Raw genomic sequence first — 25,330 nt, forward strand, 5'->3', positions numbered from 1 at the left:
TGCGGGAGCAGCGAAGCGACGAAGTGCCGAAATCCACTCGGACTGGCGCCCGAGTGGATTTCGGCGCGAGCCCGTGGAAAGCGTCCGCCTGGAGCGCAGGATCCGGTATAAACAGGATGAAATGTGTATTCATTCTTTAAATGACATCAATATTCTTTTGTGTTTAAATTTGTTCAAGCAGTTGAAGCAATTCCTCCAAATGCTGGATTTCATATGTTGGGATGATGGATTCATGGGGAGCTTTTTGCTCCCGGTTGACCCAGACGGAGCGAATCCCTGCTTTTTCAGCACCAATAATATCCGTCATGAGGTTATCACCGACCATCAGCACGTCATCAGCAGAAAAATCGAATTTCGATAAGGCATGATGGAAGATGTCCGGATCTGGTTTGCCTTTACCGAACGCGCCAGAGATGACGATGTGATCAAAGTAAGGAGCAATTTCCGGTGTGATCTCAAGCTTGATCTGCTGAAGGCTTGGCGAACCGTTGGTCAATAACAGCAATTGATAATGGCCTTTTAAATCTTCCAGCACTTTTAAGCTTTCTTCGTAGAGGATCGGGTTTCTTTTGCGCGCTTCAGGGAAGTACTCTGCAAGTTGAGCGCCAATTTCAGGGCTGTCGATGCCGATTTTTTTCAGTCCGGCTGTCCAGGATTCGCGGCGATACGCCGGAACAATGGTTTTCATCTGCTGAAAATCGATTCCTTCATCGTCAAAGTTCCCCCATAATCCTTCGAAAGGATTGATGCCGATCATCTTGGTGAACTCGTATGTATTGTATCCAGCATAAAGCTCAGTCGCTGCAGCTCTTACTGCCTCTTCCAAACCCGGACAGTCCTGGCCTGTCAATTCTTCAGCCAACTGGCAGGTTTCCTCGAACGCTTTTTCAACACTCTTTTTATCCCATAATAAGGTATCATCCAAATCGAAAAAAATCGCTTTGACCATCGGTGTGAGCTCCTCCTGACAATATCTTTACTTTGCTCTAGTGTACTGGAAAAACGAATAAAAACATAGGTAGTTCAGAGTTCTGTCACTGAAAAGAAACAGGTGCAGGTGATATGATAGGGGCAAGGAGTGAATGAAATGACGATGAGCAATTCGACGATGCTTTTATTGGAAGAAGCCACTGACTATATAGAAATTTGCTGCGACGAATTAGGGAAGAGCGAGTGTCAGAAAGCTGACAGGCTGCTTGAAGTTATAGAGGAAATAGAAAACACTGGAACTTATACCCACAGCTTTGAAGAGCTGGAGCATGGAGCACGTATGGCATGGCGCAATAATAACCGCTGCATCGGCAGATTGTTCTGGAATACACTGACGGTCTTTGACGAACGGCATCAAACCACTGCGGAAGGGATTTTTGATGCCTTGGTCCAGCATATCAACTTTGCTTCGAATAACGGGAAAATCCGACCAGCCATAACGGTATTCCGTGCTGAACAGGAAAATGGAGACTCCATGCGTTTATGGAACCATCAGTTGATTCGTTATGCCGGATACGAAACCGCAGAAGGCATCATTGGTGATCCCAGTTCAGTGGAGTTCACGAAAACCTGCCAAAAAATCGGTTGGCAGGGAGCGGGAACAGCTTTCGATGTTTTGCCTTTAGTGGTTCAACTGCCAGGAGAAGCGCCTTTTCTGAAAGAGATCCCGGAGCAGTCGATTATGGAGGTCAACATCGGACATCCCGAAATTCCCGCGTTTTCACAGCTCGGCATCAAATGGTATGGAGTTCCCATCATTTCAGATATGAGGCTGGAAATCGGGGGCATTGAATACAAGATGGCTCCTTTTAATGGCTGGTATATGGGGACTGAAATTGGCGCCAGAAATCTGGCAGACGAAGACCGTTATGATTTTCTGCCCGCTGTAGCGAAACTCTTGGAGCTGAATACGCAATCGAACCGTTCCTTATGGAAAGACAAAGCTTTGGTCGAATTGAATATTGCTGTGCTGGAATCGTTCCAAGAAGCAGGGGTGACCATCGTCGATCACCATACAGCAGCCAAACAGTTCAAGAATTTCGAAAAAAAAGAAGAAGTGGAAGGGCGGGATGTCACCGGAAACTGGGTTTGGTTAATCCCGCCGATGTCCCCGGCCACGACCCATATCTTCCACAAGCCCTATAAGAACGACCTGGTTAAGCCAAATTATTTCCATCAAAAAGCTCCCTATCAATCATAAGGAGAGGATACTGATGAAGGAATTCAAAGTGACCTATTTTTTCGACCAAGAACATTATATTCGCCGGTTCATTCACGTCGAGTCACAGGAAAAGGCAGAAAAACTGATACAAAATGAGCGGGATCAGTATATTTCGTTTCATGACAGCCGCGGAATCTACCATGAGCTGAATACACGGGATGTCCGGGTCATCCAGATTTCGGAATACCATCGGACGGATAAAGTATAAAAACAGCAGCGCTGCCTTTTGGGGCGGCGTTGCTGTTTTAGGATTTTGGGTTGAACGGGTGCAAATCCGCCCAAATGCCCATAAATTTATTTGAAACTCAAGAACCCGTCATCCACTGCAACAGTGGAGCCGTTGACAGCCGCTGCGTCTTCAGAGAATAGAAACTTGACGACATTCGCTACTTTTTCAGGCTGAATCAGTTTGTTGTGCATATGAAGGGCTGACAGAGCTTTTTTCATTTCCGGATCGTCTCCAAGGATTGGGGTGTCGATAAATCCTGGTGCCACACCCACGACACGAATGCCATGTTCAGCAAGCTCCAATGCTCCTGATTTTGACATCATGACGACCGCGGCCTTCGCTGCATTGTAGTTGAAGCTGCCTTTAGCGGCCATCGATCCATAAATAGATGCTGTGTTGACGATGGTTCCGGTTGTGCCGAGTTCCACCATTTTCTTCGCGCCGTAATAGATTCCGTAATAGACGCTGTGCTGATCGACATCGATTACTTTGTGGTAAGAAGCGGGATCCATTTCAAGCAAAGGCTTCACAAGGCCGATGCCGGCGTTATTAAAGATGCCATTCAAGGTTCCGAATTTCTCGACGGCGAAATCAACCATTGCCTCCACTTGCTCCGCTTTTGCCACATCCACTTTAAATGATGCGGCTTTTCCGCCTTCGGATTCGATGTGGGAAACGGTTTCGTTTGCACCGTCTTCATTGAAATCAGCTACAACAATGGCGTAACCTTCTTTTGCTAACTGGTACGAAGCATGCCGGCCAATTCCACTTGCTCCGCCTGTGATGATGAGTACTTTGTTTTCTGCCATGATGAACTCCTCCTAATCGATTCAAATTATTTCTACAACTTCACCGTACACCCTATTTGTCTCTCGTTCAAAGTATCCGCTTGCATAAAAACTGCGGTTTTTGACGGCAAAATACGTTACATCCGAAAAATTTGTACTATAATAGTACATAGTGAATATCATTCAGAATGAGACTTTATAGAGAGTAGGAAGTTCAATGGGACGCAAATGGAATAATATTAAAGAGAAGAAAGCATCAAAAGATGCCAACACAAGCCGGATCTATGCAAAATTTGGACGTGAAATATATGTGGCTGCCAAACAGGGAGAGCCGGATCCGGAATCGAACCAGGCTTTGAAGGTGGTTCTAGAACGTGCAAAGACCTATAGCATTCCAAGAGCGATCATTGACCGTGCAGTAGAAAAAGCTAAAGGCGGTTCTGAAGAAAGCTACGATGAATTGCGTTATGAAGGATTCGGGCCGAACGGTTCTATGGTGATCGTCGATACATTGACGAACAACGTCAACCGTACGGCTTCGGATGTTCGCGCGGCTTTCGGCAAAAACGGCGGCAACATGGGCGTCAGCGGATCTGTTGCTTATATGTTCGACCATACTGCGGTATTCGGTATTGAAGGCAAAACTGCTGACGAAGTGCTGGAGTTGATGATGGAAGCGGATATCGATGTACGTGACATCACAGAAGAAGAGGATGGCGTCATCGTCTACGCCGAACCGGATCAATATCACCTCGTACAGGAAGCGTTTAAGAATGTTGGCATCACCGAATTTACGGTTGCTGAATTGACGATGCTTGCGCAAAATGAATTGCCGCTGCCGGAAGACGCACAGGAGCAATTCGAAAAAATGATCGATGCCATCGAAGATCTGGAAGACGTTCAGCAAGTTTATCACAATGTTGATTTAGGGGAATAAAACCGAAATAGAGCAGGAGACGCTTCGTGTAAATCACAGCGTCTCTTTTTTTATCGGAAAAAATATTCTGATAATTAGAAATTTGACTTGTAATTCAAAAACAGAACATTTATACTAACTTTGAAGCAATAGTGTAAAAATTTTGACTATTTATTTCGAGTGATATGTAAGGGCTTTCATATTGGGTTTTGAAAAGAAAGGGGCATTTTATGGAACAACAGGAAATAAGCTTGTTTGGCAGAAAAAGAGTCAAAGTATTTAAAGAACGTCCACAAACTGTTGGAGAAATCATTCGTAGCACCAGCAAAACTTATGGTGAAAAGCCTGCCATTGTAACCGAAGATCAATCGTTGAGTTATCGACAATTGGAAGAACTGGCGACAGCAATTGCGGCGAATCTTCAAAGCCGGGGAATTGCAAAGGGAGACCGTGTAGCAGTCATCGTTGGAAATCGAGCTGAATTTCCTTTGCTGGTAATTGCCTGTGCAAAAATTGGAGCCATCATGGTTCCGATCAACGTTAAACTGGCGGTGGAAGAGCTTCACTATATCCTCAGACATTCCAAACCGAGCATTATCATCAGTGAACAGGAGTTTTTGGAACAAGTACAAAAAGCCAATAAAGAAGCGGCTGTAGTACCTGAAGAAAACATCTTTGTCATTGATGGCCAAAATTCATACGAACAACTAGTGAAGACGGATACGCCTTTTCTCGAAGTTCCGGTTACAGAAGAAGACGGTATTTTCATCTTGTATACATCGGGGACGACAGGGCGTCCCAAAGGTGCTGTGCTGACTCATATCAATGTCATTCACAGCCTCATGAATTATAAATTGGTTTTCAAAACCGATGAAACATTCAATACGCTGATCGCCGTACCCATGTTCCATGTAACCGGGCTGGTTGGTCAACTTCTGCATATGTTCTATGTTGGAGGCACGGTATATAGCATGCGCCGCTATCAAAATGAGGAATATATCAATCGAATACTGAAGCATAAAATCAATTTTCTTTTTAATGTACCCACCATTTTCATTATGATGTCCACCAGTGAAGAATTTCAAAAACACTCGTTTGACTTTGTGAAGAAAGTGGCTTTTGGGGGTTCACCAATTTATCAGCAGACCTTTACGATGCTGAAAAACGCATTTCCAAATGCACAGCTGCACAATGCCTACGGCGCAACAGAAACAACTTCACCTGCAACATTAATGCCCTTAAACTATTCTGATTCTAAAGTGACTTCAGTCGGACTCCCTGTAGAGGTGGCGGATATCAAAATCATCGGTGAAGAAGGAAAAGAATGTGAAACCGGTGAATCAGGAGAGCTTTACATTAAGGGTCCAATGATCATTAAGGAATATTGGGATAACCCGACGGCCAACCAAACCAGTTTTACGGATGGCTATTGGCATTCAGGAGATCTTGGCATTCAAGATGAAGACGGTTTCATTTATATTCGGGACAGGAAGAAGGACATGATCAACCGTGCGGGTGAAAAAATATTTTCAATTGAAGTCGAGGATGTATTGAAAGCCCACCCCGATGTCGTAGAGGCTGCTGTCATCGGGGAACCCGACCCGGTTTTCGGGGAAAAAGTGAAAGCGTTTGTGGTGGGTCCGAAACTGGATGCGGAAGATTTCACTGGGTTAAAGGAACATTGTAGAAAGTCCCTGGCTAAATTCAAGGTTCCTGAAGAATTTGAATTGATCGATAGCTTGCCAAGAAATGCATCCGGAAAAATATTAAAAAATACATTAAAAAACATTGGAGGAAAAACAAATGCTTAAAGAATTATCACCGAAAGCCGAAGAGTTACGAGGGAAACTACTGAAGTTCATGGATGATTACGTCTATCCCAATGAAGCGACTGTCGAAAAGTATCTGCAGGAAGCCGAGGACCGTTGGACGATTCCACCGATTATCGAAGAGCTCAAGGAAAAGGCGAAAGAGCAAGGACTGTGGAATTTATTTTTAGACCACCCGGAATACGGAGCTGGCTTGTCGAATTACGATTACTCGCATCTCTGCGAAATCATGGGCCGTTCCTTGATTGCGCCGGAGCTGTTCAATTGCAACGCCCCCGATACCGGCAATATGGAGGTCTTCGTCAAATACGGAACAGAAGAGCAGAAAAAACAATGGCTGGAGCCTTTGCTGCGTGGGGAAATCCGTTCCTGCTTCTCGATGACGGAACCAGCTGTCGCTTCTTCCGACGCTACCAATATCCAGAGTAGCATCGTCCGTGATGGGGATGAATATGTCATCAATGCGAAAAAATGGTGGACAACCGGAGCGATGGATCCCCGCTGCAAAATTGCGATTGTCATGGGGAAAACAGATCCGAATGCGGCGAAACATCAGCAGCAGTCGATGATTCTCGTGCCTTTTGATACACCGGGAGTGGAAATCATCCGTCCGCTGACTGTCTTCGGATACGACGATGCACCGCAAGGTCATGCTGAAGTCCATTACACCAATGTACGGGTACCAGTTTCCAATATGCTGCTGGGTGAAGGACGTGGCTTTGAAATCGCACAGGGCCGCCTTGGACCAGGACGCATCCATCATTGCATGCGTGCCATCGGAGCAGCTGAGCGGGCACTGGAGCTCCTATGTAAACGGGCTGACAGCAGAGAAGCATTCGGTTCTACTTTGGCCGAAAAAGATGTGATCAAAGAAATCATTGCCGAAAGCAGAATCGAAATTGAACAGGCGCGTCTCTTGACTTTGCATGCTGCCCATAAAATTGATGAGGAAGGTGCTAAAGCGGCACGTAAAGAAATTGCCATGATCAAGATTGCAGCACCTCGCGTTTCATTGAATGTCATCGATCGCGCTATGCAAGTATTCGGCGGAGCCGGTTTAACCGAAGATTTCCCGCTTGCGGCACATTATGCCAATGCGCGGACACTGCGTTTGGTTGACGGTCCAGACCAAGTCCATCTACGTGATGTCGGACGCCTGGAATTGCGCGAACAATTGAAGGAAAGTTCAAACGTAAAATAAGGGGGTATTGTGATGAAGGCTTGGACAGTGGTCCGAATAGGAGATCCACAGGAAGCTCTTGAGCTTACGGAGCTCACGAATCCTGAACCAAAAGCGGGCGAAGTACTTGTGAAAGTGGAGGCAGCCGCCTTGAATTTCTTTGATATCCTCCAGTGTCAGGGAAAATATCAGGAGAAACCTGATCTGCCATTTACACCGGGCGCTGAAATTGCCGGTATTGTTGAAAAGGTGGGAGATGGGGTGGGCATACAGATCGGCCAGCGTGTTCTCGCTACACCTCAGTTGCCCACTGGCGGTCTTGCCGAATGGGTAGTCGTCAAGGAAGAAGGGGTATTCCCGATTCCGGATTCGCTTTCCTATAGTGAAGCAGCATCTCTATTCATCACCTACCAGACCGCATATTTCGCGTTGCACCGGACAGCGCGCCTTCAAAAAGGCGAAACCTTGTTGGTGCATGCAGGCTCAGGCGGTGTTGGTTCAGCTGCCATCCAGCTTGGAAAAGCAGCAGGAGCTACTGTCATCGCTACAGCCGGCAGCAACGAGAAAACAGCAATCTGCAAGGAGCTTGGTGCTGATCAGGTCATCAATTACCGCACAGAGGATTTCGTCTCCCTAGTTAAAGAAGCGACAGGTGGTAAAGGGGCTAATGTCATCTTCGATCCTGTCGGTGGAGACACCTTCGACCTTTCCAGAAAATGCATCGCCTTTGAAGGCCGTTTGTTGGTTATTGGCTTTGCTGGAGGCAGGATTGCAGATGCACCAACCAATCATGCCTTGATTAAAAATTATTCGGTTGTAGGTGTTCATTTCGGATTATTCCGCAATTTATATCCGGAAGAAGTGATGAAGGCTCATCACGAATTGATGGATTTATACGAAAAGGGAGCTATTCGTCCGATGATCTATGAAGAATATCCATTTGAAAAGGTTCCGGATGCCTTGGATCTATTGGGTGACCGCAAAACCTATGGAAAGTTGGTTGTGAAACCGTAATGAAAAGGGAGGAAAGTGGATGACTAAATTGGTGGAAATCAATACACAGGCAGGAGTCGGTTATTTGAAATTGAAGAGACCGGAGAAGTTGAATGCCTTGTCGCGTGAATTAGTGCAGGAAGTCATGGTTGCCTTGGATGAATTGTCCGGCAACCAGGAAGTCAAGGTCATCGTTTTGTCAGGAGAAGGCAAAGCATTTTCTGCAGGCGGTGATATTTCATCCATGAAGGAGTTGGCGGATGCCCACGAAGTGGCAGAGTGGATCGAGTATGTTTCGGGTCTGTCGAAAAAAATAATCAGCCTGGATAAATACGTAATAGCTGCAGTGCATGGCTACGCTGCAGGGGCGGGCTTCAGCATCGCTCTTGCTGCAGATTTCATTGTCGCAGATGAAAATGCCAAATTCGCTTTGAGCTTTTCGAATATCGGCTTGATTCCGGATCTGGGCTTGATCAAAGCATTAACTAAGCGTGTATCACCGCCGATTGCCAAGGAGTGGATTTCTTCAGCCAAGACCCTATCAGCTGAAGAAGCCTACAGGCATGGCTTGATCAACAAAATTTCCACAGGTTCGGCAGTAGAAGCAGCAGCTGAATTTGCAGGATTTATTGTGGACGGACCGCCCATCAGCAATAAATACGTCAAATATCTGGTTAATCATGTAGGAGAACTTCATAAAGAAACTGCTTTTATGCAGGAAAATATGATTCAGGCGATGCTGCTACAGACTAAAGATCATCAAGAAGGCATTTCGGCTTTTTTCGAGAAGCGTGTTCCTCAATTTAATGGCAAATAGTATTTTGGTTTTGTAAGCGGATACAAAAACACAATCACTAGATTAAATGGATGGAGGGAAAAATTATGAAATCATTTAAGTCTCGTTTTTCAGTAGCAGGTCTAGGATTAGTGCTCTTGTTGTCAGGATGTGGAGGCGGTGAAGAAACAGGTGGTGGTTCTTCAGAAGGGGAAACGATCACATTACGTGCAGCCACTGGACTCAGTGCCCAGCACGCCTGGTGGGAAGCATCGATGGTGCCTTGGATGGAACGTGTCGAGGAACTGACGGAAGGACAGGTTCAATTTGAATCCTTCACCGGAGGCGAGTTGGTGGCGGTTCCCGATGAAGCGGAAGCTCTCGAAACCGGCACAGTGGACGTTGCCCTCGTTCTGCCGATTTACCAGCCGGATCAATTTCCGATGGCGGAAGTGACAATGCTGCCGTTGAACCATTCGGATACACTAATCGCTTCCAACGCCTGGAAAAATCTTCTTGAAAGTGAAGAGGAGCTGGCAGATGGACAAACCTATACTGAGATGCAGTTTGGTGATTTTAAAGTATTCCCAATCTCTACTACTCAGGAATATTCAATTTCAACAACCGGCCATGAATTCAATGCAGTCAGCGATGTAGAAGGTACATCACTTCGCACGCCTTCACGGATTCATGAAATGTATGCGGCTAAAACGGGCATCAACAGTGTGACAATGCCTGCTGTGGAAATTTACGACTCCTTGAGCAGAGGCACATTTGAAGGAGCGTTTTACAGTATTGCCGACTGGACAGGATACGGATTCCAGGATTTGTTCCGTTACACTTTGACTGGTATCAATTTCGGACATTTCAACGCCTTTATTGGAATGAGTCAGGATAAATGGGAGGAAATGCCCGAAAATGTACAGGAAGCGATGACGCAAGCAAACGAAGAAATTTTCGAGCCTGGCGCTCAGGAGTGGATCAACCGCTCAGAAGAAATCATCCCGGAAAATGAAGCGAATGGCGGGAAATTTGTTGACTTTGCTGATTTGGATCCGGCAGTCCAGGACCATTTCAACCAAGGGATCGAAGAGACATGGACAGATTACGCAACATTGCTTGAGGATAATGGAATGCCAGGAAATGAATTGGTTAAAATGTGGAGAGATCTTCTAATTGAAGAAGGCGGCGAGGTACCGGAAGCCATCATGGATCTGGAGTAGCCGTTTGGGAAAAGGGAATAGCTTATCATCCAGTGAGTCATTCCCTTTTCTTTCTATAATTTTATGCAAGGAGGTCTTGAGGTGGATAACTTACTGGTCATAGGAATTATTCTGGTAATGATGATTGTCCTGCTGATCGCAGGTCTTTATATACATTCGGTACTCCTTGCAAGCGGCATAATCGGTTTAATTTTATTGGAGGGTTTCGGGATACTTCCCGGGCTGCTTGGAAACGAACCTTTTAACCGGGTCGCGAGCTATACCTTAACAACCATTCCCCTTTTTGTTTTAATGGCGCAGTTTATTCTTCAATCAGGCTTGGTCCAGGATATTTTTTATATGGTTCATAAGGTCTCAAAAGGAAAAAACAGTCTACTTGGAATTTTAACATTGATTATTGGCGGAATGCTGGGGGCAGTTTCCGGTTCGGGAACTGCAACTTCAGCTTCACTCGGCCAAGTAGCGATTCCGGAGCTGCGGAAACATGGCTATAGTGCACCACTCGCTGGTGCAATAGCAGCATCAGGAGGCTCTTTATCGGGGATTATCCCGCCGAGCATTATTCTAATCCTTTATGGAGTGGCAACTGAAACACCCGTGGGCAGTTTGTTTGTCGGGGCGTTTATTCCCGGCATACTGACCATGGCCATTTTTATCCTGGTGATGCTGGTGTATTTCCGATTGGAAAGAAAAAAACGGACACAAGTAGAAGAGCCGGCAATCAAAGAGGCCCCGGTAACAGAAAAGTTATCTGCCATCCGTTTACTTATTGTGAGCGTTATCGCTATACTCATCGTTTTGGTGATTTTCGGCGGGATTTATTCAGGCGTCTTTACACCGACTGAAGCAGGAGCAGTGGGAGCGTTCGTCGGTTTGCTTGCTGCACTGGTTCTAGGAAAGGTCAATTTTCAATTTTTCAAAACTTCTGTTGTTGAAACCATCAAACTGACAGGGATGGTCATGATCATCATGATCGGTGCACAGATATTCGGTCGCTTTGTTTCCCTATCTCTGCTGCCTAGACGTCTGATTGAATTGATCGAACCGATTATGGATACTCCAGTATTGGTGTTGATCGCCATTTCGGTTGTTTTGTTCATCATGTTTATGTTTATAGAAGGCGCAGCTGTAATCTTGATGTCAATTCCAGTCATTCTTCCCATCATTCAAGAGTTGCAGGTTGATATCCTCTGGTTCGGTGTATTTGTAGCCGTTATTTGTACGATTGGATTGATAACGCCGCCTGTCGGATTGAGTGTGTATGCAGTTGCCGGGGTTAGCGGAATCAGTTCAGGATCAATATTCCGCATCTCGATGGTTTTTGCCGTCGTCGCAATGATCATTGTCTGTGGTTTGATGATTGCGTTTCCGGGACTTGCCACGTGGCTGCCGAATTCCATGTGAGCGACTGAAGGGAGTGGGCTTGAGTGAAAGGTGTATGGAAGGCCTATAAAATTTTTCATTATATAAAACTGGCAGGAATATGGATCAGTGGAATCAGTGTACTGGTAATGATGCTGCTGATTGTGTACGACGTTGCTATGCGAACCTTCTTTTCCAGTTCGATACGCGGTGGCTTTGAAATCATCCAGAATTACATGATGCCTCTTGTGGTGTTTCCAGGTCTCGCATATGTATATGCATCGGGTGTATTGCCGAAAATGGATTTAATCCTTGAAAAACTGAATAACTCTGCAAAAAGGATTTTGATTTTTCTTATGGTGTTGCTTGAACTATTCGTACTTGTGCTGATTGTCCAATTCAGTTGGGAATATGCCATGAGCGGCTTCGAACGCAAGACCGCCTTTCCTGCTGCCGGCACCTTGTATCCGCTGTATCCATTGTTCTTCCTAATTCCTATTGCCTTTGCCATGATTGTGATTGAAAATATTTTTATTTTGATCCGAAATATTTTGGACAACAAGCCGTCCATGGTGATGAAGGAAACAGAGGCAAAGCCTGAAGAGTTGCTTTGAAACTGAATAAATGAATGAGGTGGTGGCATGAGTCTTCGAGAACGAAAAGCAGCCAAGAAAAAAGAAGATATTCTTCGTTCTGCGAGTCTGGTGATTTCACGGAACGGCTATCAGAATGCAACGATGGAAGACATTGCAGCAGAATTATTGATGACCAAAGGAGCTCTTTACTATTACTTCAAAAGTAAAGAAGAGCTGTTGTACAGTTGCCATGATTTGATTTTATCGGCGGCTATGGAAAAGGTGGAATCCATCTATGCAGAAGAATTATCTTCTATGAAAAAGATGGAAAAGGCAATTAAAACGCATTTGGACATTGCGATAAAGGAGAAGGAAGTTTTTAATCTGATTGTGAAGCCGGAACAGCTTTTTTCAGAAGAAAATATAGAAACGATCATTCAAAAACGTGATCAATACGCTGGGATTTTTGACAGAATTATTGCCGAAGGGGTGGAACGGGGAGAATTTAACGTTTCAGATAAAAAAATGGCACGTATGATCATTCTTGGTGCCACCAACTGGGTACAGGTTTGGTATTCGCCTGAAGGCAAGTTCAGCAAAGAAAAGATAGAGAACATATACGCAGAGTATTTTTTGAAGATGCTGGCATAAATTAGAATCCACGAACATTACTCGGACTAAGTTTCTTTATATCCGCTGAGTAATATCAGCTTATTAAAGTGGAATTAATTCAAAGGAATTGATTGTGATGAGGAAAATCCACGTCATTACGCAAAAAGAAGCGGTGGCAGAAGAAAAGTTGAAAGGCTGTACAGCAGTGGTCATCGATGTCTTCCTCGCGACTTCGACGATTGCTTTTTTGCTCGAAAATAATTTCGAGCCCATTTATGCAGTGAAGGACAGCGATCAGGCAATTGAGTTATCCAAAAAACACAGTGAGCCTCATATTCTATTAGGAGAGACAAAAGGGGAGTCCATTCAAGGATTTCAATATCCTGACCCTTGCCTAATCAAATTAAATGATGAAAAGCAGGCAGCAATCATCTGTTCCACAAACGGCACCATCGCCATTGAAAAAGCGAGCAAAGCTAATGTGCTCTTCATTTCTTCATTGGTTAACGGCCACTTGATTGCAGAACGGATCCATCTGCAGGAAGCTGATTCCTCCATTGTTCTGGTCTGCTCAGGAAATGATGACCGTTTTTCAATGGAAGATTTTATTGGAGCGGGACAGATAGTTGAACATCTATCGAGAAAAGCGAGCTATGAATTATCCGATTCCTCTAAGCTGGCCAGAGAGGCTTATCTTCATGCACATGCAGCATCTTTCAAAAGTTTGCATGAATGCGAAACCGCAGATTTATTGAAGCGGTTCGATTTTACAGATTCGGTGGAATTTGTTCTTCGGCACCATGAATTGGTGGATGTTGTGCCGCTTTTTAGAAATGGGAAAATTGTCAATGATCATCAGAAAATAACTCTTAAAAGAAGTTGAAGGAGGAAGGCCATTGCAGAAAGAACAGTGGACAGTGATTAAACTGGAGCGCCAGGAAATGATTGCAGTATTGACCTTGAACAATCCCCCTTTGAATGTACTGACAGATGAGTTGCTGAACCAATTGAACGAAGCTGTAGACGAAGTTGAAAAAGATCAAGGGATTCGGGCAATTGTCCTGCGGGCAGCCGGGGAAAAAGCATTTGCTGCAGGTGCAGACATCCGCCAATTTCCAAGCCTGACAAAAGAAAGTGGCATAGCTCTGGTAGAAAAAGGAAAAGGGATATTCGACAAGTTGGCTGCAGGAAAACCGGTTATTTGTGCAGTTCAAGGGTTGGCTCTGGGAGCAGGATTGGAATTGGTGCTTGCTTGTGATATTCGAATTGCTGAAGAAAATACGAAGGTTGGGCTTCCTGAAACAGGCTTGGGTATATTACCGGGCTATGGCGGGACACAGCGCTTAGCGCGTTTGGTCGGTCCAGGAAAGGCAAAAGAGCTGGTTTTATCGGGTGAGTTTTTATCCGGTAAGGAAGCACATGAAGCGGGCTTGGTGGAAAGGTTGGTGCCCTCGGGACAGGCATTCGAAAATGCTGTAAAGCTTGCTCAGGCAATAGCTTCGAAAGCACCGCTGGCAGTAGCGAATGCCAAGAAAGCGATTGATGAAGGACTGGAGCTGAGTTTAGCTGCTGGCCAGAATTTGGAGACACAACTGTTTGCAGAATTAGCCGAAACACAGGACATGCAGGAAGGTGTTAAAGCTTTTACTGAAAAGCGCACTGCTGATTTTAAAGGGAACTAAAGTCTGAAGGGAGATGGAGCGATGAAAAGCATTGCGATAGTTGGTGCGGGAATCATGGGAAACGGCATTGCCCAGGTAGCCGCTGAAGGAGAATACGAAGTTTTCTTGTATGATGTCAATGCCGAGGGACTGGCGAAAGGCGTATCCAGAATTGAAAAGACATTAGCCAGGAATGTCGAAAAGAAGAAAATTGATCAAAACCAAAGCGATGGCATCCGCGGGCGAATTACACCGACGGGAAATATCGAAGACTTGAAAGATGTCGATCTGGTGATCGAAGCGATTATCGAACAAATTGAACCCAAAAAAAGTTTGCTGACAGAACTTGATGGAATCTGTAAGCCCTCCACAATCTTTGCTTCCAATACATCCGGGTTAAGCATTACAGAAATGGCCAGCTCTGTAAAGCGCAGCGAAAAAGTGATTGGCATGCATTTCTTTAATCCGGTGCCGGTCATGCAATTGGTTGAAATCATCAGAGGCGAACAAACGAGTGATGAAACATTTAAAATCGCACATCAAGTGGCTGAGCGTTTCAACAAAACAGCTATCTCGGTTAAAGAAGCCCCATTATTTGCAGTCAATCGAATTTTAACACCGATGATCAATGAAGCGATTTTTGTCTTATCGGAAGGCATCGCATCGGCGGAAGATATCGATAAGGGGATGATGCTCGGGGCCAGCCACCCGATCGGTCCGCTGGCATTGACCGATTTGATCGGTTTAGACACGATGTTGTTTGTAGCAGAAACCCTCTATAACGAAACCAATGATTCCAAATATCGTCCAGCACCTCTCTTGAAGAAGTATGTGCGGGCAGGTCGTTTAGGACGCAAATCCGGACAGGGGTTCTTTACTTATGACTAATGATCAGGGAGTGGATAGGATGAGTGCAGCAGATAAAACGATTGAGCCGATTGACTGGACCAAAGTCGCAAAACATCTTCGCAAGTCGATACCGGGCTTGCCGGAAGGCGAAATGGAAGTTCAGCAATTTTCCGAGGGCTACTCGAACTTGACTTATTTGATACGGATTGGCAATTGGGAGGGTGTGCTGAGACGTCCTCCTTTTGGAGAAGTGCCGCCGCGTGCACATGATATGGAAAGGGAATATCGGATGCTTGAAAAAGTGAATCCAGTTTTTCCATTGGCTCCAAAGCCATATATATACTGTGAAGATCCTGAAATCATGGACAAGCATTTTTATGTTATGGAGAAAAAACAAGGCGTCGTGATCGATGACCAGCTTCCTGAGTCTTATGGCAGCTCTGAGCAGGTAGGGATGGCGATTTCAAAAAATGTCATCAATACCTTGGTTCAGCTTCAATCCATCGATTACAAAGAAGCAGGAATGGAAGAGATGGGCAAGCCGGAAGGGTTCATGGAGCGCCAAGTGAAGGGCTGGATCAAACGCTACAGTCAGTCAAAAACTGAGGAAATTGAAAAATTAAATGAGCTGGAAAGTTGGCTGTCAGCAAATATTCCAGTCAACGCGGAAACAACCATCGTCCACAACGATTTTAAGCTCAATAATATGGTGCTTGACCAAGAGAATCCAGGCAAAGCCGTCGGTATATTGGATTGGGAATTGTCTACTATCGGTGATCCTTTAAGTGATTTGGGCTCAACTGTCGCTTACTGGGGCGAACCGGATGATCCCGATATGGGCATCAATATCGTTACAAGCCAACCAGGATTCTTCAGCAGAAAAGAATTTATTGAGGAGTATGCAAAACAAAGCGGACGTGACGTTTCGAATGTCGACTACTATGTGACATTCGGCTTTTATAAACTCGCCGTTATTTTGCAGCAAATCCATTATCGCTGGAAAACCGGAGAAATCGATGATGACCGCTTCAGCGACTTGAATCAGGCTGTTTCTAATTTAGTGGACATGGCCAATCTAACCAGAAGCGGACAATTAATATAACAATAACTTTTGTAAAGCGGGTGGATTCATGAGTGGACAAGCGATGGTTTTCGACTATGCCCCGTTTCTGATTGAAGCAGGAAAAATAAAGGAATTTGCGAAGGCGCTGCAGCTGGAAAATCCGATATACAGGGATGAAGAAACAGCTAAATCAGCTGGGTACCGAGGAATACCAGTACCTCCGACATTCATGACCGTCATTGATTTCTGGAATGACCGCAACTTTTATCAGTTTTTCGCGGATTTTCTGAAGTTGAATCCGAATCACGTACTCCATGGTGAGCAGTCGTATGAATACCATAAAGTTATACTGGCTGGTGATACCATTGCAGCACAAGTAAGGGTCAAAGAGCAGTTCCATAAAAAAGGGAAGAATTTCTTTCTCTTGGAGACAATCTACAGAAACCAATGGAATGAAATCACGGCTGTTGGACGAGCTACCATTATAGAAATAGCGGAGGTGGACTGATGAATGAACTGCGGACCATTATCAAAAAACCTATTTATCCAATCGATCTCGTGAAATATTCGGGTGCATCCGGTGATTTCAACGAAATCCATACTGTTCCGGCGATTGCTGAAGAAAAAGGGTTTGCTAATATCATCGCACATGGCATGTTCGTGATGGGCTGGGCAGCGGCGGCTATAGAAGAATGGTTTCCAGAAAGGCAGTTGGCGTCATTTAGTGTCCGTTTTCAAGCTGTCACCCATCCGGGAACCATTCTCGTCATCACTGGAACGATGGTAGCTGAAAATAGCGGGGAGATCTTGATAAAAGATCCGCAAGATTCAATGAAACTGATGGGTTCATTTATTGTAAAAAACAGTTCTGTCTAATGTAAAAAGACGGAATATTCTTTCTGTAAAAGAGGAGAATAGATGCAATGCAAAACTACATGTATCCAACATTTGATCTGACTGGAAAAAAAGCGGTGGTAACTGGAGGGAGCAAGGGAATTGGGCTGGCGATTGCCGCAGGTTTGGCACATGCAGGAGCGGAAGTGCTGATCACCGGTAGAAATGAATCCGCCCTTATAGATGCTGTGGATGAAATGAAGAAGCGAGGGTACCGGGTTTCCTGGAAAACTTCTGATGTGACAGTGAAGAAAGAAGTGGAGAAACTCTTCGATTACATCGATCAAGAGTTTCGGCAAATCGATATCCTGATCAACAATGCAGGCATGAATATCCGGAAATCCCTTGTTGAAGTGGAGGAAGAAGATTGGGACCGAGTGATTGGAACCAATTTAAAAGGGATTTTCCTAGTGGGACAGCAGGCGGCAAAGCGGATGATTGTCCAAAAAGGCGGACGCATCATCAATATCTCATCGATTCTCGGTAAAATCGGCAATCCACTTCAGACCAGCTACGCCGCCAGTAAAGGGGGAATCGATCAGCTGACAAAAGTATGGGCATCTGAACTTGCAGAGCATGGGATAACCGTCAATGCCTTAGCTCCTGCTTACATAATCACTCCCATGACTGAACCTTTTTTACAGGACGAAGAAAGGTTGGAGAAAATCATCAGCCGGACCATGATGAAAAGGATGGGGCGAGCGGATGAAATGATCGGACCGGCTTTGTTTTTTGCGTCAGACGCCTCTACTTATGTGACTGGGCAAATTCTGTATATCGACGGAGGATGGACAGCAAATTGAGAAGATGTGACGGAAGTAAGGAGGAGACAAATGGAATACGCAACTGTTTCGGAGCTGCTGGCAGCAAGGTGCAAAGAAGCTCCTGATAAGGAGTTTCTAGTGATCGAAGATAAAAACGGTTCTGTGGAAAGGTTGAGCTATCTTGAATTCCAGGAACAGGTCCGAAAGCTGGCACAGGTATTAAGCGAAAACGGAATCAGGAAAGGGGATAAGATTCTGCTGCATCTGCCGAACGGCAGTGCTTTTATGAAATCGTGGTTTGCCATTCTGTCCATCGGTGCTGTCATGGTGCCGACAAATATCCTATCCCCTGAAGAAGAAATGAAATACCTGGTGAACCATTCGGAAAGCAAGCTGATCATCACTGAAAAAGAGTACGAGCAGAAATTCTCGAGCTTTGGGCTGCCTTTGCTGTTCTCTCGTCTCGGAGAAGACCACAAAGGAATATGGCTAGAGGCTGAAATTGAAAAAGCGGAACCAGTCGTGAAGTTGCCGAAACTTTCGCCCCAGGACGAAGCCGCGATTTTGTATACATCAGGAACAACTTCAAAACCGAAAGGCGTAGTGCTGACGCAGCAGAATTACTTGCATACCGGAAAGCAGATGGCGGAAACGCTTGGTTATAGCTCAGAGGATCGCGTTCTGATCGTGTTGCCGATGTTCCATGGCAATGGCCAATACTATATGGCAATGCCTGCGCTTTATGCTGGAGCGAGCATCGCCATTACTGAAAGCTTCAGTGCAACCAATTATGTCAAACAGTCTAAACGGCTGAAAGCCACAGTGGGTTCACTTTTTTCAGCTCCCATTAAAATGATTCTAAAAAAAGACTATGATCCTGAAGATGCGGAGAATTCATTAAGACTCGTCATCTATGCACAAGCGTTGACAGACCAGCAATATGATGAATTTCGCACTAGGTATCGAGTTGAACTCCGCCAATTATATGGAATGACCGAAACCATTGCCATCCCTTTGATGAATCCGGTGGAAGACTTGCAGGACCATATCAGCATCGGTGGAGAAGCTTGCGGATATTCTGTGGTATTAAGAGATGGAGAAGGGTATGAAGTCAATACTGGCGAAGAAGGCGAAATTACGGTTTACGGTGAACCGGGTGTGACAATCATGAAAGAGTATTTTAAAAATCCGGCAGCAACTGCGGAAACAATTCAAGACAACTGGTTGTATACCGGAGATATGGCAAAAGTGGATCCGAAGACCGGACTGTTCTATTTTGTCGACCGAAAGAAAGACATGATGAAACGATCAGGGGAAAATATAGCAGCTGGAGAAGTTGAAGCGGTAATCAATGAACATGATGCCGTTTTCGAAAGTGCGGTCATCTCTGTACCAGATCCGGTATATGAAGAATCTATACATGCTTTTGTCATTTTAAAGGAGAACCGGAAGTTGACTTCAGAAGAGCTTTTGGAATGGTGTCGCGCACGTCTAGCTAAATTCAAGGTGCCACAGGAAATTCACTTTACAGAAGAGTTTCCGCGTACTTCAGTCGGAAAGATACAGAAACAGCAAATGAAAAAATGGGTTTAAGGGGGAGCAGGAATGACTAAAGTGAAAAGTGCAGAAGAGCTGGAAAGGGAAAGAGTGTTGAACGCAAATAAAAATAATCCCCTCGCAAAAGTAGCGGGGCTGTTTGCCCGCATTGCAGAACGATGGTTGCCTGATGCATTCGTATTTGCCATTATACTGACGACCATCGCTTTTATTGCAGGAGTTATTTTCACAGACTCAAGCCCTTTTGACATGATGACCTATTGGGGCGATGGAATGTGGGGTCTGTTAACATTCACGGCGCAGATCATAACCACTTTTGTTTTAAGTTATGCCTTAGCATTGACGAAGACAGTTTCTAACACCCTTGAAAAAATCGCGGCGATTCCCAAATCGCCGAACTCGGCCATTTTGATGGTGACATTCACAGCTCTGGGTGCTTCCCTGATCAGTTGGGCCTTTGGTTTAGTAGTGGCAGGGATCATCGCGAAACTGGTTGCGAAGAAAGTCCATGACGTCGATTATCGTGTACTCGTAGCAGCAGGCTATTCGGGCTTCCTGATTTGGGAAGGTGGTTTATCATCTTCTCCAGCGCTTTTCGTTGCGACAGCGGGACATGTCTTTGAAGGGGAAATCGGATTAATCCCTATTTCAGAAACTTTGCTGTCAGCTGTCAATATTGCCATTGTAGCCATATTGTTCTTCACGCTGCCTTTTGTCATGCGTTTGGTCCATCCGAAAAACCCCAAAGACCGTTATATTGTGGAACAGTCACGTTTAGAGGATCCGGTAGTCGAAGAAGACTCTCGTGAAGAAACCAATTATCCGAATGACAAGATTGAAAAGACACGTCTGATTCCACTTATAGGTGGATTCCTCGGCTTAAGTTATTTGGTCAATCACTTTATTGCCAATGGATTTTCGTTGGATTTGAATACAGTCAACTTGATTTTCCTGACAGCGGCCTTGCTATTGTTTTCGAATGTTCGGGAACTTGCTCAAGGACTTTTGAAATCCGTCAGCAGCGTAGGCCAATTTGTTCTGCAATATCCATTCTATGCAGGCATTATGGGAATGCTGAGTGCTTCCGGTTTAGCAGTACTGATATCCAATTTCTTCATTAATATTTCAACGGATACGACCTTGCCGCTTTGGACTTTCCTATCGGCTGGAATTCTGAATGTCTTTATCCCCTCGGGTGGTGGACAGTGGGCGGTTCAGGCACCACTGGTGATTCCAGCTGCGCTCGAAATGGGTGTCGAACCAGCAAAAGTGGTGATGGCTGTTGCTTGGGGTGACAGCTGGACCAATATGATCCAGCCATTCTGGGCGATTCCATTGCTTGCGATTGCTGGTCTTAAGATTCGCGATATCATGGGATACACCATGATTGCTTTGATTTACGGAGGCTTAGTGATAGGCGCCTGTATGCTGATTTTCTAGAAAGAAAAGGAGAGGGTACCATGAAAGCGATTATCGTCGAAGAGACCGGTCCTCCTGGAGTGATGAAGCTTCAGGAAATCGATAAACCAAAGCCTGATGCACATCAGGTCCTGATCCGTGTTGAAGCAATCAGTGTTAATTTTGCAGATATTAAGGCTCGCCAAGGACAGTACCATGGAGTCGCAGCAGATGCAGCTTTTACACCAGGTCTGGATTGTGCGGGAGTTGTTGTAGAAATTGGAGATCAAGTGAGCCGGTTTCAGCCCGGACAGCGTGTTATGGCATTTCCGACAGGCGGTTCCTACGCTGAATATGTCGTGGCGCCAGAGAATTTAACTTATCCGGTACCTGATGAAATAAGCAGCGAAACGGCCGCAGCTTCTTTGACCGTTGGCATCACTGCCTATAACGTCATCCAAAAAATGGCGAGGCTGGAAAAAGGGGAAACCCTCTTAATCCATGCGGCGGCAGGGGGAATCGGTTCAACCGCTATTCAGCTGGCCAAGTTTTTCGGAGCTTCCAAAATTATCGGGACTGTCGGCAGTGATGAAAAAGTAGCGCATGCCAAATCTTTTGGTGCAGACGAAGTCATCAATTATCGGTCAACGGATTTTGTGGAGAAAGTCAATGAATTGACTGGAGGAAAAGGGGCAGATGTCATTCTTGATACAATAGCAGGCGAGAATTTCGAAAGGAGCTTGAAATGCTTGGCTACATTTGGGCGAATCGTCTCTTTCGGGCATGCCAATGATGGATCAGTTCCAGGAATCGCAAAAACAGATCAGCTTCATTCAAACTGTCGCTCAGTCATTGGGTACAGTACGGGCACATACCGAAAGCACCGCCCGGAATTCTTGAGAGAAGGTGCTGAAAGGATAACCGAATACCTGCTGCAAAAACAATTGAAAATTGTCATCTCCAAGAGCTTTGCAATGGCGGATGCCTCGGAAGCGCATGCCCATATTGAAAGCCGGGCGAGTATCGGCAAAGTTCTACTGATCCCTTAATGGATTTGCTGTTGAGCCGTTGCCCTCCAAAAGGGGGGCAATCGTTTAGCAGTTAAATATCCAACCTGCTCTCCTTTCCCCTTCAGATCAATCCCCGTTACACCCAATAAACCAGAGGTGATGTCTATGTATGGCGGTATTCAGTTGCAGCAAAAGCAAGTGAAAAAAATCCACATGACACCTGCTTTATCTCAGGCGATAAAGCTTCTGCAGTATTCGACACTGGAATTGGCGGAATTCTTAAATGAGCAGATTTCTGCAAACCCACTTCTTCAGCATTCTGATCATGTGAAAGGGGAGAGATGTTTTTCAACGGCTAAAAGTTCACTCGATCCTATTCAATTTATTGAAGCAGCAGAAAATAAACTGGAAAGTGAACTGCTGGAACAACTAGTTCTTTTGAATCTCGAAAAAAGACAGGAAAAGATGATGAAGTTTTTAATTTCCAACTTAGATAGTCATGGATTTTTAAGTGGTGGAGTCCCTGAAGCTGAGAGGATGCTCGGGATTTCCAAGGCTGAAGCGAAAGGGTTGATTGGCTTGCTTCAGCAACTGGAACCAATGGGGATAGGTACAGCAAACTCGAAGGATTTTCTATTGCTTCAAATTGACTCCAGCCTGAATTTTCACTACAAAGAAATTGCAAAAACTTTGATTGAAAATGACTTGGTGAAAATGGCGTCGGGCTCTTTTCATTTTCTTTCGGCTAAGTATAAGGTCAACAGACAAATCCTTCAGGAAATTACAGATTTCATCAAGAACCTAAAGCTGTATCCAGCAGAGGACTATTCCCAATCTCCGGTTTCCTATGTAATGCCCGATGTTGTGATCGAAAAGATTGATCGAAGATGGATCATCCATGTAACCGATCATTTATTGCCCACCATTAAATTGAATGAAAAATATATTAAAAACCTTCTGGCATCACAACAAGATGACGTTGAAAGCTATGTACAACAGCGATTAAAGGATGCCCAATTCTTAAGGAATAGCCTAAAGAGCCGAAAAGAAACCTTATACCATGTGACGGCAATGATCATGGACCATCAAGAGGCATTTTTTCAAAAAGGTGAATCATTTATAAAGCCTATGCGTTTGAAAGATCTGGCCCAAAAATTGCAGCTTCATGAATCGACAATCAGCCGGATCACCAGCAATAAATATATTCAGACACCCTATGGCTTATATACTTTCAAGTATTTTTTCACTCACAGTCTACCCAATTCGACTACTGGCCATTTAGAGTCTGTGTTGAGCATAAAAGCTAAACTGGCATCTTTGATCGAAAATGAAAATCCATCTGCACCTTATTCAGACGAACAATTAAAGGTTTTATTGAAACAGCAAGGTGTACCGATCTCAAGAAGGACCATAGCTAAGTATCGGGAACAATTGAAATTTGCGAATTCCATGAACAGGCGGCGCTACTGAGCAGAAATAGGAATTCCTGATAGGAAATTCTCGGAAATGAGAAAAATGCAGCCGCAAAGCAAGGCCAGTTCCTTATGTCTCTCATTTTTGAGTTGGCACGGAATTTGCATATACAAATAATGAAGGCGCCATTGCCTTAAAAGACACAAAAGGAGGTAGAGAAAAATCTCTTGAAAAGCGGAAGGCAACACATGCAAGCGAACAAGACTGTAAAAGAGGCGATCAACAAATTTATGAAAACGCTTTCTTTGGAAGGAGTCAAGCTTGCGGGAAAGGAGGCTTGAGATGAAGCCACTTAGCATCGTCCCGTTTGTCTCAGGGAAGCTCCAGAGCAATAGTTATGTGGTATCGGATGAAGAGTCATTTTGTGTGGTGATTGATCCGGGAGAAGAATCCACGGAACTATTGACGTATATCGGGGACAGGAAAGTCGATTACATCCTATTGACGCATGGCCATTACGATCATATTGGAGGCGTGACCGCTCTCAAAGAGAGAACTGACGCATCAGTCGCCATTCATTATGCCGAAGCGGAATATCTGAGTGATCCAGTGTTGAACCTATCATCGGAAAGCGGAAAGCCAGTAGTTTGTGAATGGCCGGATATTTTGCTGAATGGAGGTGAGTTGGTTCAATGCGGAAAGTTTTCGGTAAAGGTGATCCATACACCTGGGCATTCTCCGGGAAGTGTCTGCTATTTGCTGAATGACCGCTATTTGTTTTCCGGAGACACCTTGCTGGCCGGGTTAGTGGGGCCGACGAATCTCCCATCAGGAAATCGGGAACTTTTGAAAGCTTCCATTAAAGAAAAACTCTATTCATTAAATGACCATGTAGAAGTTTACCCGGGGCATGGGGAACCAACAAAGATCGGAGCAGAAAAGAAGGATAATCTCTTTCCGAATATCAAAGCGTTTTTTTGAACCATCAAAAAAAGAGGAGTGAAAAAGAATGGCTGAGACATATGTGAAGGAAGTCGAAACAAAAAGCTACACGAAAGAAGTGCTGGTGGATTTTTACAAGACAATGGCGAAAATCAGAAAGTTTGATGAGAATTTGATCAAGTTGATGGCTGAAGGGAAAGTTTCCGGATTTTATCATTCCGGCATCGGTTCTGAAGGGTTGTCAGCGGGCTCTATCCGGCAAAACCTGCGGGATGAGGATTATATCTACTACAACCATAGAGGGTGTAACCAGAAGATCGCGAAGGGTGTACCGCTGTCGAAAATTTACGGGGATTTCCTCGGGACGATTGAAGGCACTACGAGAGGCTTGGGTGCGGGAATCGTCCACAGTGCGGATCCATCGCGAGGTGTACTCGGACAGGCAGGAACAATCGGTTCCCAATTGGGATTAAGCGTCGGAACCGCCTATACTTCGAAGTTGACTGGCAGCGATCAGGTGACAGTGGTGTATTTTGGAGACGGAGCAGCGTCGCGTGAAATGCTTCACGGTTCTTTGAACTGGGCCGGACTTTATAAGTTGCCGATCATCTATATTTGTGAAAATAACGAATACGCCATTTCCTGCCATGTATCTGAAACGCATTCTGTCAAAGAAAATATTGCGGATTGGGCCGACGGTTATGGAATTCCAAACTGTGTCGTAGACGGCAATGATGTGCTGCTGATGCACGAAGTTGTAAAGGAAGCGGTAGAGCGGGCAAAACGCGGAGAAGGCCCAACTTTCATCGAAGCTCAGACGTTCCGCCATCGCGGACATTTTGAAGGCGATCCATACGATTATGTGGATGTGGAAATTCTGCAGAACTGGAAAGACACGAAAGATCCAATCACCAACTTTGCAGCTAAACTGATGCTCGATAAAGTAGTGACAGAAGAAGACCTTGAAAAAATCAATAAAGAGATTGATGTGGAAATAGCGGAAGCTATTCAAAAAGCAGAAGCGGCACCACTGCCGAATCCTGAAAGAATCTACGAAGGACTATTCGCGTAAAGGGGGAGAAACG

26 protein-coding genes are annotated in these 25,330 nt (G+C 45.0%); 24 read left to right on the plus strand and 2 right to left on the minus strand.

Annotation, left to right across the window (positions count from 1 at the left end; translation table 11 throughout):
* Positions 1-163: 163 nt before the first annotated feature.
* Positions 164-949 (minus strand): HAD family hydrolase, encoded by a 786-nt coding sequence (locus K8U60_RS12095; protein WP_223639403.1) that lies wholly within the window; start codon positions 947-949, stop codon positions 164-166.
* A gap of 138 nt (positions 950-1,087) precedes the next feature.
* On the opposite strand from K8U60_RS12095, the gene K8U60_RS12100 reads away from it, so the two are divergent.
* Both K8U60_RS12100 and K8U60_RS12105 read left to right on the plus strand, forming a co-directional pair.
* Entirely contained in the window at positions 1,088-2,191 is a 1,104-nt protein-coding gene (locus K8U60_RS12100) for a nitric oxide synthase oxygenase (protein WP_317851928.1), read from the plus strand.
* Positions 2,192-2,204: 13 nt separating this feature from the next.
* Positions 2,205-2,420: a hypothetical protein gene (locus tag K8U60_RS12105; RefSeq protein ID WP_223639406.1), complete on the plus strand. Its 216-nt coding sequence runs from the start codon at positions 2,205-2,207 to the stop codon at positions 2,418-2,420.
* 86 nt (positions 2,421-2,506) lie between these two features.
* Here the strand turns inward: K8U60_RS12105 and K8U60_RS12110 are convergent, their stop codons facing one another.
* The gene (locus K8U60_RS12110) at positions 2,507-3,250 is read right to left on the minus strand and encodes an SDR family NAD(P)-dependent oxidoreductase (protein ID WP_223639408.1); all 744 of its coding nucleotides are present in this window, start codon (positions 3,248-3,250) and stop codon (positions 2,507-2,509) included.
* A gap of 196 nt (positions 3,251-3,446) precedes the next feature.
* On the opposite strand from K8U60_RS12110, the gene K8U60_RS12115 reads away from it, so the two are divergent.
* From K8U60_RS12115 to K8U60_RS12220, 22 genes are all read left to right on the plus strand, one after another.
* On the plus strand, positions 3,447-4,166 hold the full coding sequence (locus tag K8U60_RS12115; RefSeq protein WP_223639411.1) for a YebC/PmpR family DNA-binding transcriptional regulator: 720 nt from the start codon (positions 3,447-3,449) through the stop codon (positions 4,164-4,166).
* A 209-nt stretch (positions 4,167-4,375) separates the two neighbouring features.
* On the plus strand, positions 4,376-5,956 hold the full coding sequence (locus K8U60_RS12120) for a class I adenylate-forming enzyme family protein (RefSeq protein ID WP_223639414.1): 1,581 nt from the start codon (positions 4,376-4,378) through the stop codon (positions 5,954-5,956).
* Positions 5,949-7,175, plus strand: a complete 1,227-nt coding sequence (locus K8U60_RS12125; RefSeq protein ID WP_223639430.1) for an acyl-CoA dehydrogenase family protein — start codon at positions 5,949-5,951, stop codon at positions 7,173-7,175. Before K8U60_RS12120 ends, K8U60_RS12125 begins: the two co-directional genes overlap by 8 nt.
* A 12-nt stretch (positions 7,176-7,187) precedes the next feature.
* The gene (locus K8U60_RS12130; protein ID WP_223639433.1) at positions 7,188-8,168 is read left to right on the plus strand and encodes an NADPH:quinone oxidoreductase family protein; all 981 of its coding nucleotides are present in this window, start codon (positions 7,188-7,190) and stop codon (positions 8,166-8,168) included.
* A gap of 19 nt (positions 8,169-8,187) precedes the next feature.
* Positions 8,188-8,964 carry an enoyl-CoA hydratase/isomerase family protein gene (locus K8U60_RS12135; protein WP_223639437.1) on the plus strand — a complete coding sequence of 259 codons (777 nt, stop codon included), beginning with the start codon at positions 8,188-8,190 and terminating at the stop codon, positions 8,962-8,964.
* A 65-nt stretch (positions 8,965-9,029) separates the two neighbouring features.
* Positions 9,030-10,145, plus strand: coding sequence for a TRAP transporter substrate-binding protein DctP (gene dctP / locus K8U60_RS12140; RefSeq protein ID WP_223639440.1), 1,116 nt, complete (start codon positions 9,030-9,032; stop codon positions 10,143-10,145).
* Between the two features lie 81 nt (positions 10,146-10,226).
* On the plus strand, positions 10,227-11,549 hold the full coding sequence (locus K8U60_RS12145; protein ID WP_223639443.1) for a TRAP transporter large permease: 1,323 nt from the start codon (positions 10,227-10,229) through the stop codon (positions 11,547-11,549).
* 23 nt (positions 11,550-11,572) lie between these two features.
* Positions 11,573-12,121 (plus strand): TRAP transporter small permease, encoded by a 549-nt coding sequence (locus K8U60_RS12150; protein WP_223639446.1) that lies wholly within the window; start codon positions 11,573-11,575, stop codon positions 12,119-12,121.
* Between the two features lie 27 nt (positions 12,122-12,148).
* A complete protein-coding gene (locus K8U60_RS12155; protein ID WP_223639449.1) occupies positions 12,149-12,733 on the plus strand; it encodes a TetR/AcrR family transcriptional regulator in 585 nt (194 codons plus the stop codon).
* 97 nt (positions 12,734-12,830) lie between these two features.
* A complete protein-coding gene (locus K8U60_RS12160) occupies positions 12,831-13,577 on the plus strand; it encodes a 2-phosphosulfolactate phosphatase (RefSeq protein ID WP_223639454.1) in 747 nt (248 codons plus the stop codon).
* A gap of 13 nt (positions 13,578-13,590) precedes the next feature.
* On the plus strand, positions 13,591-14,376 hold the full coding sequence (locus K8U60_RS12165) for an enoyl-CoA hydratase/isomerase family protein (RefSeq protein WP_223639455.1): 786 nt from the start codon (positions 13,591-13,593) through the stop codon (positions 14,374-14,376).
* Positions 14,377-14,397: 21 nt separating this feature from the next.
* Complete coding sequence (locus K8U60_RS12170) at positions 14,398-15,243, plus strand: 3-hydroxyacyl-CoA dehydrogenase NAD-binding domain-containing protein (protein ID WP_223639462.1); 846 nt, start codon at positions 14,398-14,400, stop codon at positions 15,241-15,243.
* The gene (locus tag K8U60_RS12175) at positions 15,236-16,306 is read left to right on the plus strand and encodes a phosphotransferase family protein (protein WP_223639467.1); all 1,071 of its coding nucleotides are present in this window, start codon (positions 15,236-15,238) and stop codon (positions 16,304-16,306) included. The genes K8U60_RS12170 and K8U60_RS12175 overlap by 8 nt, the downstream gene beginning before the upstream one ends.
* Before the next feature lie 28 nt (positions 16,307-16,334).
* Positions 16,335-16,775: an FAS1-like dehydratase domain-containing protein gene (locus tag K8U60_RS12180; protein ID WP_223639470.1), complete on the plus strand. Its 441-nt coding sequence runs from the start codon at positions 16,335-16,337 to the stop codon at positions 16,773-16,775.
* The gene (locus K8U60_RS12185; protein WP_223639473.1) at positions 16,775-17,143 is read left to right on the plus strand and encodes a MaoC/PaaZ C-terminal domain-containing protein; all 369 of its coding nucleotides are present in this window, start codon (positions 16,775-16,777) and stop codon (positions 17,141-17,143) included. The genes K8U60_RS12180 and K8U60_RS12185 overlap by 1 nt, the downstream gene beginning before the upstream one ends.
* 47 nt (positions 17,144-17,190) lie before the next feature.
* Entirely contained in the window at positions 17,191-17,964 is a 774-nt protein-coding gene (locus tag K8U60_RS12190; protein ID WP_223639476.1) for an SDR family NAD(P)-dependent oxidoreductase, read from the plus strand.
* Positions 17,965-17,994: 30 nt separating this feature from the next.
* The gene (locus tag K8U60_RS12195) at positions 17,995-19,518 is read left to right on the plus strand and encodes a class I adenylate-forming enzyme family protein (RefSeq protein ID WP_223639480.1); all 1,524 of its coding nucleotides are present in this window, start codon (positions 17,995-17,997) and stop codon (positions 19,516-19,518) included.
* A gap of 12 nt (positions 19,519-19,530) precedes the next feature.
* Positions 19,531-20,922: a short-chain fatty acid transporter gene (locus K8U60_RS12200; RefSeq protein ID WP_223639483.1), complete on the plus strand. Its 1,392-nt coding sequence runs from the start codon at positions 19,531-19,533 to the stop codon at positions 20,920-20,922.
* Between the two features lie 20 nt (positions 20,923-20,942).
* Positions 20,943-21,929: a quinone oxidoreductase family protein gene (locus tag K8U60_RS12205; protein ID WP_223639486.1), complete on the plus strand. Its 987-nt coding sequence runs from the start codon at positions 20,943-20,945 to the stop codon at positions 21,927-21,929.
* A gap of 126 nt (positions 21,930-22,055) precedes the next feature.
* Positions 22,056-23,360 carry an RNA polymerase factor sigma-54 gene (rpoN, locus tag K8U60_RS12210; protein WP_223639489.1) on the plus strand — a complete coding sequence of 435 codons (1,305 nt, stop codon included), beginning with the start codon at positions 22,056-22,058 and terminating at the stop codon, positions 23,358-23,360.
* Positions 23,361-23,645: 285 nt separating this feature from the next.
* Positions 23,646-24,284: an MBL fold metallo-hydrolase gene (locus K8U60_RS12215; protein WP_223639507.1), complete on the plus strand. Its 639-nt coding sequence runs from the start codon at positions 23,646-23,648 to the stop codon at positions 24,282-24,284.
* A 28-nt stretch (positions 24,285-24,312) separates the two neighbouring features.
* Positions 24,313-25,317 (plus strand): thiamine pyrophosphate-dependent dehydrogenase E1 component subunit alpha, encoded by a 1,005-nt coding sequence (locus tag K8U60_RS12220; protein WP_223639510.1) that lies wholly within the window; start codon positions 24,313-24,315, stop codon positions 25,315-25,317.
* The last annotated feature ends 13 nt before the right edge of the window (positions 25,318-25,330 follow it).

This window comes from Planococcus circulans (assembly GCF_020023385.1).
Taxonomy (GTDB): Bacteria; Bacillota; Bacilli; order Bacillales_A; family Planococcaceae; genus Planococcus.